The sequence below is a fragment of the Acinetobacter sp. 5862 genome, assembly GCF_024494585.1.
GTDB lineage: Bacteria > Pseudomonadota > Gammaproteobacteria > Pseudomonadales > Moraxellaceae > Acinetobacter.
This window is the reverse complement of record NZ_JANHGP010000022.1, coordinates 51110-64685: the sequence shown is the minus strand read 5'-3', so window position 1 is coordinate 64685 and position 13576 is coordinate 51110. Positions and strand designations below refer to the sequence as shown.

The 13576-nt window shown below is 39.2% G+C and carries 9 protein-coding genes and 2 pseudogenes; 2 read left to right on the top strand and 9 right to left on the bottom strand.

Translation table 11 applies throughout. The features are described 5' to 3' along the window. Positions 1-81 precede the first annotated feature (81 nt). The 4 genes and pseudogenes from NO346_RS04095 to NO346_RS14885 form a co-directional block, all read right to left on the bottom strand. Positions 82-2970, bottom strand: coding sequence for a BPTD_3080 family restriction endonuclease (locus tag NO346_RS04095; RefSeq protein WP_256414355.1), 2889 nt, complete (start codon positions 2968-2970; stop codon positions 82-84). 11 nt (positions 2971-2981) lie between these two features. After that, on the bottom strand, positions 2982-5978 hold the full coding sequence (locus tag NO346_RS04090) for a site-specific DNA-methyltransferase (RefSeq protein WP_256414354.1): 2997 nt from the start codon (positions 5976-5978) through the stop codon (positions 2982-2984). A 223-nt stretch (positions 5979-6201) separates the two neighbouring features. Continuing rightward, positions 6202-6972, bottom strand: a complete 771-nt coding sequence (locus tag NO346_RS04085; RefSeq protein ID WP_371924499.1) for a hydrolase or metal-binding protein — start codon at positions 6970-6972, stop codon at positions 6202-6204. Positions 6973-7191: 219 nt separating this feature from the next. Further along, positions 7192-7263: pseudogene (locus tag NO346_RS14885) on the bottom strand (hypothetical protein); the annotation flags it as partial. Positions 7264-7458: 195 nt separating this feature from the next. On the opposite strand from NO346_RS14885, the pseudogene NO346_RS04080 reads away from it, so the two are divergent. After that, positions 7459-7800: pseudogene (locus NO346_RS04080) on the top strand (transposase); the annotation flags it as partial. Between the two features lie 143 nt (positions 7801-7943). Further along, positions 7944-10271, top strand: a complete 2328-nt coding sequence (locus NO346_RS04075) for a TonB-dependent siderophore receptor (RefSeq protein WP_256414353.1) — start codon at positions 7944-7946, stop codon at positions 10269-10271. 94 nt (positions 10272-10365) lie between these two features. Here the strand turns inward: NO346_RS04075 and arsH are convergent, their stop codons facing one another. The 5 genes from arsH to arsC are packed head-to-tail and all read right to left on the bottom strand — an operon-like array spanning position 10366 to position 13386. Next, positions 10366-11070, bottom strand: coding sequence for an arsenical resistance protein ArsH (gene arsH / locus NO346_RS04070; RefSeq protein ID WP_256414352.1), 705 nt, complete (start codon positions 11068-11070; stop codon positions 10366-10368). Positions 11071-11075: 5 nt separating this feature from the next. Continuing rightward, on the bottom strand, positions 11076-12116 hold the full coding sequence (gene arsB / locus NO346_RS04065; protein WP_256414351.1) for an ACR3 family arsenite efflux transporter: 1041 nt from the start codon (positions 12114-12116) through the stop codon (positions 11076-11078). A 7-nt stretch (positions 12117-12123) separates the two neighbouring features. Further along, the gene (locus NO346_RS04060) at positions 12124-12597 is read right to left on the bottom strand and encodes an arsenate reductase ArsC (RefSeq protein WP_256414350.1); all 474 of its coding nucleotides are present in this window, start codon (positions 12595-12597) and stop codon (positions 12124-12126) included. Between the two features lie 6 nt (positions 12598-12603). Then, the gene (locus NO346_RS04055) at positions 12604-12924 is read right to left on the bottom strand and encodes a metalloregulator ArsR/SmtB family transcription factor (protein WP_005162593.1); all 321 of its coding nucleotides are present in this window, start codon (positions 12922-12924) and stop codon (positions 12604-12606) included. Between the two features lie 27 nt (positions 12925-12951). Further along, positions 12952-13386, bottom strand: a complete 435-nt coding sequence (gene arsC / locus NO346_RS04050) for an arsenate reductase (glutaredoxin) (RefSeq protein WP_034602872.1) — start codon at positions 13384-13386, stop codon at positions 12952-12954. Positions 13387-13576: the final 190 nt, after the last annotated feature.

Genomic DNA, 13576 nt, shown 5'->3' with positions numbered 1-13576 from the left:
ATGAATGGCTATATCATTTGTTGTAAAGAATAAATCTTATCCTTCTTCCTAAAAAGAAGGATTTTGTATGTATCTTTATTTTTACAAATCTAAAAACAGCTCACCTATAGGTTTAGAATAAGTGGCAGATTTTGCATGCTCCAAAATCACATCATGCATACGAGAAGGCTCTTCTTTAACCACATCCCAAGCCCATGCTCCAAAACCACCCTTTTGGTTTACTGCTTTTACCCACACATCCAAGGCTAAACGTTTAGCTCTGTTTTGATCGCTGTCTTGGCCTTTAATTTCTAGTACAAGGGTTTTACCATTTGCAAGACGAATGAGGAAATCAGGGACATACTTCCTTTTACTACCATTCCACATATAGTAAATATTAAAACCTAAGTGATCATTTTTAGCATAGGAAGTAATTATTTTCTCCCTACCAAATTTTTCTAAAACATTGGCTGCATAAGCTTCCCATGATCCGTCTGCAACCATGTGGCTGATTTGAGAATAATCAGTAGGTTGGCACAATCTTGTTGTATACCACGTTCTCATATCCTCAGTTGAGCCAATAGGTTTTTCGATATCAAAGATCGGTTCTAAAGCTGTCACGTTTGCCTGATGCACATACGTCACTAAATGCTGAACAACTTTATCCATCGAAAGCGCAATAAGAATACGTTTTTTGAGTGGTTCTTGATGAAATAAAGAAGGAATATCGATCTTATCTGACTTTAAAAACTCTTCAGATAAACGAATTAATTGCTGAATTAATATCTCTTTGCTACCAGTATATCCTTGCTCAACATTTTCAAAAGCTTTACGTGCTGCAATAAACAAAAGCTTTTGCATACGAAACTCTTCAGGTAAGAGCTCAAGATCAATCCCGACTGCCTTAGATAAATCTGTAGCACCGCCTAAAGCTGGAGCTAAATCAGCAGAGACATGAATTTCACTTGGATCTAATCGAATACTTGGAACTTTCGCCCAATCTACGACCAGTTTTTCTTTTAAAACACTATCAACTCTCAGCACATTCGCCCATGATATTTCTAGCGAAGATCGTTCAGCCAAAGTAGATATTTGAGTCGTAGGTTTTGGTGGTTGTGGATTACTGCTGCCTTCACCGACATCTTGGAAAATCGAGAGAGGAACACCAAAAATATTCACATACTCAGGTGCAAATAATTCACGAACTATACCATCGGGACATTCAACTGGTTGAGTATCATAACCAACACGTCTGAGACCACGACCAATGACCTGCTCACAGAGTAGCTGACTTGAGAAAGCACGTAATCCCATAATGTGGGTAACATTTTTTGCGTCCCATCCTTCAGACAGCATTGCAACCGAAATAACATTTTGCAAACTCTGACCAGCTGTTCCTCGTTTACCAACATTATCTACAATCGCACGCAACAGCTCTTCTTTTTTCAGGCTTAAAAGTTCTTGCTTCTTATCATTCGGTAGATTGACAGCTTCTACTATCTCTCTTAATCGATTTTCGTATGTGGAGTCAGCTGATGCAGCCTCACCTTTTTCAGCTTTATCAAGCACCTTTGAGTCAACTCGCAAAGTCTTATCAGGTGCTTTTAATTCAGCCCACTGTGCGTCACCTTTATTAAAGTAATGCTCAATACGAGCTGCTGTCTCTGTTCTATTACAAACCGTCAGCATGACTGGTGGAGAGGTCATTCCTGCTTGTTCCCAAGCTTTCAGTGCTTCTCGCCAATCTGCTCCTAGAAGTGTGTATGCCTGCTGAACAATTTGTGGTAATGCTTCATGTGGTTCTGCTTTTCGGTTTAAATCTTCTCTGACCTCATCTTCACGATATAAATGGTAAAGCTTTGGTTTTAAATCTTTTGTACTTGGTAAGGCACTGTCACGTACTACGATTCGAGGCGTTTTGACCAACCCAGCTTCAATCGCATCGTAAAGTCCAAAATCGGAAATTACCCACTCAAATAATGCACTTTCCGTCGTTTTCTTACCCGTCGGAGCAAATGGCGTAGCAGACAAATCAAAACAACGAATAATGCCACGTGCTTTATGAATACGATCTAGACCTTCAACCCACCTTGTTGCTTCATCTAAATCAATACCAAACTTTTCTTCTAAATCTTTAATTTCTTTTTTACTGATTTTAACTTCAGCAGGCTTACGATAAGCATGGTGTGCTTCGTCATTAATAATAACGATGTTTTTCTGATTTGCTAATGAACCTAATACACGTCTGACATAAGCTTCATCACTTTCTTTGCCTTTCTTGACCACAGAGCGCTCAGGTTCTTTCTGAGGCATCAATGAATGCCAGTTCTCAATCAGGATTTCAGCCTGATTGAGTTTTTGACGTAGTACTTCATTTGGACATAGTGAAAAGTCATCGTAATAATTTTGTGGATGACCAGGCATTAAAATCTGCAAACGCTCTTTTACAGTCAAACCAGGCGCAACAATAAAAACTGCCTTTGAAAAGTCTTTATGACGTTTCGGATAAGTAATCGCATTCAAAACTTGCCATGTGATGATCATGGACATGACAGTGGTTTTACCCGAACCTGTCGCCATCTTATTACAGAGTCGTTCCCATTCACCCCCATCACCAGAAATCGCAATACCTTGCTTAAATTCTGGTGTGGCTTCTACATGCCAAATTAAGGTTTCAATGGCTTCAATTTGACAGAAGTAAAACTCATAAGGACGTGTGGTTTCTTTATCATACCAATGCGTAAGTAACTGACGAGTAATCGCAGTAATCCCAGGGTAATCTGCTTCACGCCATTCATTTACACGATGTCGAATACGATTAACCAAATCCAATTCAACAGAACGAAGCGTATTACTGCGTGTATCAAAAATTTCATAGCTTGCAGGGCGACGACCTTGTTTTAAATCAAGCTGACTGTTCTGAGGATTACGTTCCCAATGATAGGTTGGACATTCAAAAGGTGAACTGATAATCAATGAATTTTGAGACATCTTTTTTCACCTTAATCCAAGTTCATCACTTTGAGGGATTCAATACCTCGGTCATCAATGATCTTGACCGCAATCTTTTTATTATCTCCTGCTTCAAAAGGCAAACTTTTCGTTCTGTGGAATTTCTCTAATTGAGTCTCATCCAATTCAGCACGAATATTTTTCTTCAGCTTTTCCCACCCTTCGCCTTTACCTGCAATTGGGAAGAAAACTTGATGCGGGAATAAACTACGTTCATCGTAGTCGGTATCTAAACTCCACATCGCAATTTTGGATTTACCACCAGAAATCAACTCGCCTTTGACTGTATCAAAGTAGTCAAACCCAAGTACTTCAACCTGATACTTGCCATCTTTTAGTTTATGAACTTCGACATCAGGTTGTCCCATCAACCAGAAACTTTGGTTACTAGAGCGGGCTTTCTTTAAGTCCTCTGTAAGTAAGTCGGTATTCATTTGTGCTTTAAGTGCAGTAATCCCCTTAATCGCATCAATATCTTTTGCTGCTTCAGGGTCAAAGGTAAATGCACAGAAGACGATCATTTTAGGTAATGGGAATAGATTACCTGCTTCATTCATGGCATTTGCAACTTGTCTTTGTTCTAAGGCTGCATGTTCAGGACCGAAACTTACAACAACTCGATCGCCGTTTTCTATATGACCCATCGCATGGATATTCTGCATATCTTTATCGTAAGGAATTAGCTCCAAGTCAGTGAAATTAATCATCTGACCATTTGGACCACGAATACCTGTTTTTGCTAATTCCGCCATCCAATCGTGTTTACGACCTGATTCACCTGTACGTGCAATACTTGCATCAGCTTCATCTAAAGCTTCAGCTTCATCTAAAGCTTTTACTGTCGGGAAAGGCACAGCTTCAACTGTAAATGGTCCACTAATTCTTAGACGTTTTTTATTAACACGAGGTCTATCATATAAAATTTCTTGATCAGCGTGTGCTGCAATCGCTTCATCCATTTGCTTTTGCATGGCTATACGGGCTTGATGGAACTCTTCTAAAGCCTTGACTTGGGCTTCATTCCAATCTTCAGGTGCATGAAATGGAACTTCCCATTCCAATAATTCAGCTTTTTTAGAGAAATCTAAAGTTTCACCTTTACGACCACCGTCAATAACTTTAAAAGATGCTGGTGGTTGAGTAGCCAACTCTTTATTTAGTTGTGTTAGTGCTGCTTCAATTTTAGGATGTAAACGATCATATATCTGATCAATATCAGGATTGTTTGCAATAGTTTTTAAAGTAATATGAGGTATTGTTTCGTATAGAAATCCGCCCTTCAACCCCTCATTAGGATATTTAAGTTCATAGTAATCAAAACTGGAAGTCATTAATCGTTGTTTGGCTAAGGTAATGGCAATACGAGATGTATCACAAGTGATCCAACGTCTACCCCATTTTTCAGATGAGTATGCCGTTGTGCCTGAACCACAGGTTAAATCCAAAGTGAGATCACCAGGAGAGGTAGTCATTAAAAGACATCTTTCAATCACTTTATCATTTGTTTGTACAACATATACTGGGTTAGCAGCTCCTCCAAAACCATTCCATAAGTTTTGTAGCCCTGTATATGGAAATTCTTTGAACTTAACAGCTAGTCTAATATTTGTAGGGGTAGCTATTGCTCTTTGACTTTTTAGGACCCGATTCAAGCCTTCAGGAGTGGTTCCCCACCATCTTTTACCCGAGTCATACACCCTTCCTTGATAAGGGATCTCAAATTTTGATCCAGGTCCAGGCTTAGTCATTGAGACAGACATGACTAGATCAGCATTTTCAGGAAGATCTTTTTCCTCATTAATATTCAGTTTTGAGGCAGAGAAAAAATAACCATTATTAAATGCTACTGTATTATAACCTTCATCTAATGCTGAAGTTTTCTTTGTAAAAATTCTATTATAGTTAACTTTTTTAGAGTCTTTTGCATACCAAACAATATAATCAAGTATAGCTCCAACTCTGTTAGATGCTTGCAATCCTCCTGCTGCCTTAGTAAAAGCAATTACACTAACAAAGTTCTCTGAACCAAAGACCTCATCCATCACTTCTCTAATATGATGTAAATTATCATCTGAAATCTGTACAAATATACTACCCGTGTCATTGAGTAAATCTTTAGCCAATAATAGTCTATCTCTCATATATGTGAGATACGAATGAATACCTAATTCCCAAGTATCTCGAAATGCTTTCAGCATCTCTGGTTCTTGAGTTAGGTCATTGTCACTTTTATCTTTCACATCTTTTTTATTTACAAATGGTTGAAAGTTGGAGCCATACTTAATCCCGTAAGGTGGGTCAAAATAAATCATCTGCACCTTACCCGCCATACTCTCCTTTTGTAGAAGACTATTCATAACGAGTAAACTATCACCCGCAATTAAACGATTAGACCACCCTTTTTCATGCTTATAAAAATCTAAGGCATCACGTAAAGGTAGATTTTCAAAAGGCGCATCAAATAAACCAGGCTGTAGTGCTTTGACTTTACCTTTGCTCTTTTCTTCCTTGCCCATGCGTTTACGCACAGCCGCCAAAATACTGGCAGGATCAACACGTTCATGCACGTGCAAACTTACAGTATCAACTTCAAAACTGGTATGTTCTGCTTTACCTGCCCAATTTAAATAAGGCGATTGTGCTTTTTTCAGTGCTTCTAATGCCTGCTTCATCTGCTCAGGGTCATTTGAAGCTAAAGCATCATCAATCAGGTTTTCAGTCCATGCACGTTGTGAATCAAATTGTAGCGAGGGATCAATATGAGGATCATATTTCCAACGGGTTTTACCAGCATCAGGGTCTGTAAATGGTGTCACCATCCCTACTTCTGGGTTATTAACTCGTTTGTCTAAGTGCCGATAGGAAATGATTTCTGTACCCAATTCTACATTTTTAGTTGGCTGTGGCTTTTTTTCGCTTTTCTTACGCGTTTTTTTTTCACCTTCAGGAAGTGCAGGTTCTACTAACTCAAAGCTATCACTACTCATAAATACCCTTTCTCTTAATTTCAAAAATTTATAATGACTAATCGTAGTCTAACCAAAAACAAAAAAATAAGGGAGCAAAAGCTCCCACTATTATTTTTCTCGACTTTCAAGCTTACTCTCAATCCATTTATAGATATTCTCATCAAAGATGCGAGCGCGTATTCGCTCAGATGATAGGTCAGTCCAGTAAAATTTTACGCAGTCCAATGCTGTCTAAGCCCTGCTAGTTCAAAGCCTGCACCGACTGTTGCAATCCTTTTTGAATGTCTTGAACATGAGTAAAATTATGAGATTGTTCATGTTGTTGTGGCTTAGATTCTTCCATGTAATACTCCTCAACAATATCCAATCCTTCCTCACCGCCCACCTCAAAGCTGGCATTGCCATAACCCTGCCGCGCCACATGATCCAGAGCTTCCTGATAAAACCCTGCTGCCTTACTTTGCTGATCAATCTCCTTCGCCATTTGAATGGCATCTTGTAAACTCACACCATCCCTTAAGGTCAGATCCACGTAGTACACGGGCTGACGATAGCTTTGTGTGGTGCTTTTCCCCCGCAATGTCAGCTGTAATGGCAAACACGAAAGTAGACCATTGGATGCTGCATGGTAGTAGTTGAGTCTCGCTGCCAAAGTACGAATGCTATTAAAGCCTGTGGTTCTAAAAATGAATGTGCCAAACTCATCTGCTTCATCTAAATTCACGTAGAGTCTGCCATAAGGTTTGCACAGCCCGCCCTGTGCTAGCGGGCATAAATCAGGGGATGGACATGGATGTTGCTCAATGCCATTTTGTCCGAGTCGCTGACAGCTTTCCCCATTGCCTGAGCAGATTAAACGAGCTTGCTTATCGTTATATCGAAAACGCATCTGGAAAGTGAGCTTTCCTTTTTGAGAAACACGAACGCTCAATCCATCTTGATCAGGCTCCGTATGTATTGCTGAACGTTCACGATCTAGATTCTTCTTAAGCCACGTATCTGTTAAAGGCATTTTACACCACCTGTGTACATATTTTTTTCAAATAGAAAATTCTAGAAAATATGTACACACATATGTACACAAACATACTGACTAGACTTGAAATCTATTGAATGGGGTTGAAAGATATATCAGATAAAGAATAGCAATATTTTTATATTTTTACAGTACTTACAATGATTTTATTATTATATTTGAAATAGGTTGAATGGGCTTGAATAGATATCAAATATTTGGGTGGGAAATGATCGCAAAGGTACGTCGTTGGGCAACCTGTGCCGCTAATTCGTCTTTAAAACTCATGAGAAAAATCTTCAATATGTACACAGTTACGTACACATGACTCGATATGTACCATAACTGAAAAGTGAGAATTCGAAATTGGCGCAATTGTAGCAGATTTAGTGAACTTGTTTATTGATTGTTGATAAGTACCAAGTTATCCACACAAAGCTTTATTTGTTAACAACCGAATTGAAATTGAACTATAAACAGACTTATGACACCAAGCAATGCCGTCAGGCCATTGCAGATCGGCAAGCACATGCGGTGATTCCAACTAGAAAAAATGCGAAACCATGGAAAGATATAAAGACCAGCTCGCTAAAGCGAAACGAATGACTTCGAACAGTTAAACATTTAGGCAGGACACTATGGAAAAAATGATCAAACTATCATCGCCGAAGTTTGCTAGAAACCAAGATGCACTGCATCAAACTATTGGGTGATAGGCTTAGTGCAAGGCATTTTCATAACCAAGTCAATGAGATTCATGCACGTGTGGCAGTATTAAATAAATTTACGGAGTTGGGGCGACCTCACACCCAAGTAGTCACTTAAATTTGGATAACTTGGGACAAGTTTAGTCTTTGAATGTTTGTGCAACAAAGCCCCTATCCGACAAATAGTTCAGTTATAAATTGAAATTATGATTAAGAATCATTATTATTCTCAAAATTTTTCTCATATCTGTGTGAACGATTATGTCTTTTATCAAATCACGTAAGAAATTAGTATCTTCCGCAATCGCATCTTCACTCTCAGTGATTGCAGTACCAGCCATCGCTCAAGATCAGCCAGTACAACTCCCAACAATTCATACCCAAGCAGAACAAGAACAAGGTCTTAAAGTAGACCAATCCTCAAATAGCAAATTTGTCGTTCCTCTTTTAGATACACCAAAATCTGTTTCTGTTATTTCAAAGCAGCTTATTGCAGATACTCAAGTTACAAGTCTTTCTGATGCTTTACGTACGATTCCTGGTATTACTTTAGGTGCTGGTGAAGGTGGTAATCCAAACGGCGACCGCCCTTTCATTCGTGGCTATAACTCAGAAAGCTCAATGTATGTAGATGGCATTCGTAACTCAACATCACAAAACCGTGAGATATTTGCAGTTGAACAAGTTGAAGTTACAAAGGGTTCTGCCTCTGCTTTAGGTGGTGCAGGTACTTCTGGCGGTAGCATTAACATGATTTCTAAAGTAGCTAAAAAAGGTGATGCTTTAGAAGGCTCGATCTCAGGAGGTACAGATAATTATGCACGTATTACCTTAGACGGAAACAAAGATTTTAATAATGGTGTCGCAGCTCGTGTGGTGGTCATGGGTCATCAAAACGAAAAAGCGGGACAACATGATGGTGCTGAATATAAACGTGCAGGTATTGCACCAAGTATTACCTTTGGTTTAGATACAGCAACTCGCGGTACCTTGAGTTATTACTACCTTAAAACCGATGATATTCCAGATTCTGGTATTCCATATAACAATCCATTTGCTACAACAAATGCAAATGCTAAATTTAATGGCAATGGTAAGCCTATCGATGTTCAACAAGGCAGTTACTATGGTTGGAAAGATCGTGATTTCCAAAAACAAGAAAATCAGTTTGGTACATTCAAATTAGAGCATGATTTAACCGACAACCTAACGCTGAGTAATACAGCTGTTTACACAAAATCTAAGAATGATTATCTGTGGACTAATCCAGATGATTCTAAGGGTAATTTCTATAACAAGACTACGGGTGCTTTAGATGGCTCAGTCTGGAGACGTACGAACTCTCGTGTTGCAGATACGGACGGCTTTACAGATCAACTTGCTCTAACAGGTAAGTTTGATACAGGTACATTTAAACACCGTTTTAATACAGGTGTTGAGTATAGCGATCAAAAAACTGATCGTACTCAATATATTTTAAACGGCTTAGATTCAACAGGAAGCGCAAATAATACGTGTAACGCTACTGCAATTGCTTCTGGTTGGTGCACGTCAGTGCAGAATCCAAGTAATGTTCCGTGGACAGGTCGTATAAGTACTGATGGTGCTGATCGTTACAATATTCGTAGCAAAAACCAATCTGTTTATTTCCTAGATAATATTGAGTTAAGCCCACAATGGCTTTTGGACTTGGGTGTTCGTTGGGATAAATTTGAAACCAAACAAACCATGACTTATGGTGCTCGCAATAATGCCGTGACAGGTCTAAATAATACAAAAATCACAGCTAAAGCTGGTGATCAAGTTACGGTTGAGAACAACAAAGATTTCTTTAACTACCAAGCTGGCTTAACCTTTAAACCAGTGGAAAACGGTTCTATCTATGTCAGCTATGCAACTTCAGCAAACCCTGTGGGTGTCGATGGTGGTGATGGTTCAGAAGGGATTACTGCTGCGATTCAAAATCTAAAACCTGAAGAAGTTAAAACATATGAATTAGGAACTAAGTGGGATGTTCTTAATGATAAATTAAACCTCACAGCAGCAATTTTCCGTACTGAAAAAACCAATACTCGTGCTACAGCTGAAGATGGCACCACTCAAAATATCGGCGAAACACGCGTTGATGGTATTGAGCTTGGCGTAAACGGAAATATTACTGAAAAATGGGCTGTTTCTGCGGGTTACACCTATTTAGACAGCGAACTTGTAGATGGTGGTTACACCAATGTAGGTAGTACTGCAGCCCCTGTTTACCAAGCAAATCCAAGTAATGGTAACCAAGTACAAAACGTTGCAAAAAATAGCGCTACGCTTTGGACGACATACCAAGTCTTACCGGATTTAACATTGGGTGCTGGTGCTGTCGCAATGGATAAAGTCTATGGTAATGCCACGAATACCAAGTGGGTTCCAGGTTATGTTCGCTATGATGCAATGGCACGTTATAACGTGAATAAAAATGTTGATTTACAGCTTAATGTAAACAACTTATCTGATAAGCGTTATTTCACTAAAGCATATTCATCACACTATGCAACTGAAGCGGAAGGTCGCAGTGCGGTATTGTCTGTGAACTTCAAATACTAAAACCTGAAAGTCCATTGTTAAACGATGGGCTTTTCATAAAAAACAGCCTCGTCACGAGGCTGTTTTTTATTGTCTTAAGGAAAAGCGATAAACACTATAGATTACGTTGATTGACGCGCTTTGACAGTTCTTCAGCGGACTCTTTCCGTTCAGAATAACGGTCTGTTAAATACTTGCTCTGCCCTCGCGTCAACAGTGTGAATTTATATAATTCTTCCATCACATCTACGATACGATCATAGTAAGACGATGCTTTCATACGACCATCTTCTTCGAACTCTAAAAATGCTTTTGGAATTGAAGACTGATTTGGGATGGTAATCATGCGCATCCAACGTCCTAAAATACGCATTTGATTGACACTATTAAAAGACTGCGAGCCACCACTAACTTGCATCAATGCCAAAGTCTTACCCTGGGTTGCACGAATCGCACCACCTGCCAGTGGAATCCAATCAATTTGCGATTTAAAGATGGAACTCATCGAACCATGGCGTTCAGGCGAACACCACACCATGCCCTCTGACCACGCCAACAATTCATGTAATTCTTTAGCTTTTGGGTGTTCCATATCCGCATCTTCAGGTAAGGGCAAACCTTTAGGATGAAAGATTTTTACTTCAGCACCAAACTGCTCCAAGATGCGCCCTGCTTCCATCACGGCTAAACGACTATAGGAACGTTCACGATTCGAACCGTACAACAATAAAATACGTGGTACATGATCCAAGGCATGCGCCTGCACTTTTTCTAAAGTGGGTTGATCAAGTAAATTCATATCTATATTTGGAAGAGTCATCACAATTACACCGATTTAAAATACTTTTTTCTGAGCCATAAAGACACACTAACCAAAGCAATCAGCACAGGCACTTCAACCAATGGACCAATCACTGTGGTAAATGCCACAGGTGAAGCTAAACCAAAGGTTGCAATAGCGACCGCTAATGCCAATTCAAAGTTATTCCCAGCAGCAGTAAAGGAAATTGCAGTGGTTTTCGGATAGTCATTGCCCATCCACTTGCTCATAAAAAAGCTCATGAAGAACATCACAACAAAGTAAATCGTCAGTGGAATCGCTATACGAATCACATCGAAAGGCAAGCTCACGACATCAGCACCTTTAAGGCTAAACATCGCCACAATGGTGAACAGCAACGCCAACAAACTTAAAGGACTGATCTTCGGCAAAAAGACATTTTGATACCACGCAAGACCTTTGGCTTTCACTAAAATCAATCGTGTCATGAAACCAAGAAAAAAAGGAATACCCAAGTAAACCAACACCGCATGGGTAATCGTCCAAAAATCTACATGAATGACTTGTCCTGCAATACCAAAATAAGGTGGCAAGAAAGTCAGGAATAACCAAGCATAGGTACTGAAGAATAGAATTTGGAAGATACTGTTAAATGCCACCAATGCTGCAACATATTGATTATCACCACAGGCTAAACCATTCCAGACCAAAACCATCGCAATACAACGTGCTAAGCCAATCAAAATTAAGCCCGTCATATATTCTGGATAGCTGTGTAGAAAAATAATCGCTAATCCGAACATCAGAACAGGCGCAATAATCCAGTTCTGAACCAAAGATAAAGTTAAGGTTTTTTTATCTTTAAATACTTCAGGCAATGCCGCGTAATCAACCTTTGCTAAGGGAGGATACATCATCAAAATCAGACCAATCGCAATTGGGATATTGACGGAATCCACACTCATTTTGTCTAAAGCGACAGAAGCCTGAGGTAAGAAAACACCGATCGCAATTCCCAACCCCATGGCAATAAAAATCCATAGGGTTAAGTTACGATCTAGAAATGACAATCTTTGCTGAGCCATGATGTTCTCATTCAATATCTGAGATGTGATTGATTGCAGCAATCAATTCACGACGGGACATATTTGCGCTATCTAATGCAAATAGAGCATCTAAACGGCGGTTGATATGATCTACAGTCACTTGGAATGCTTGTAATTTTTCTGATTTAGGCAAATCTAAATGTGAAGGATCAGCCAAGCCCCAATGTGCTTTAATTGCACCGCCTAAATACAGTGGGCAAGCTTCCTGAGCTGCAGAATCACAGACCGTAATCACCACATCCGCTTGATATTGTTCGCAGTCATCAATGGTTTTACTCCACAAACCATCAGTTGAAAGGCCTAAGTTTTCAAGCGTTTCAATCGTCAGTGGATGAACCTGTCCAGAAGGCTTACTGCCTGCGCTATATGCTTTCCAATTTTCAGGTGCACGACTGTTAAAAAGTACTTCGGACAAAATGCTGCGACAACTATTTCCAGTACATAGGAAAATAAATTTCATGCGGTATTACTCACAATAACTTTTAATTTGGAGAGACTGAGATTGGTTACTTGCGGAAGTTTGTTCACGTACCAAGAGATTGAGTAATTCATGACACCAAGCAGGCAACTCTGGATGAATGCTGTAATACACCCACTGACTTTGTCTTCGATCTTGTAGTAAGCCAGATGACCTTAATAAGGCTAAATGTCTCGAAATTTTTGGTTGGCTCAAGTTTAATTTTTCAGTCAAATCACAAACACATAGTTCTTTATTTTCCGCCACTAAAGTGACAATACTGAGACGTGTTTCATCAGACAAACACTTAAAGAAATTCACTCGATCCATTTCCAACCTCAAATACTAAATTATTATTTAATTAACACGCTGACCATTTTCATCAATCACCTGTTCACCATCCTCTTTGGAAAAAGCACCTTGTTGTGCAACTGGTAAAATATCCAGCACCAACTCCGATGGTCTGCATAAACGGGTACCCTGACTCGTCACAACAAAAGGACGATTAATTAAAATAGGATGTTCAAGCATAAATTCGATTAATTGATGATCTGTCCAAGTCTCACGATCCAAATCAAGTTCACGATAAGGGTCAACATTCGTACGGATCGCAGCCCTTACAGACAAACCAGCATCACTAATCAATTGAATAAGTTCAGATTTTGAAGGAGGGTTAAGTAAATATTCAATCACGATAGGTTCAATACCCGTATTGCGAATTAATCCGAGTGTATTTCGAGATGTCCCACATGCAGGGTTGTGATAAATCGTAATTTGTTGCTGAGTAGACATAATGAGTAAAAACATTTTGAATTAATGATAGTGACTTTATATATGAATATTCATATATGCGCAATACCATATATTAGGGTTGATAAGCTCACTTACGTATACGCCCCAACTGCCTAAATAAGTATTTTTGAGCAATTTACGACCATGCAATATTCTAAATTGATCATTTTCAAAAATAAGTTAAGCAGAT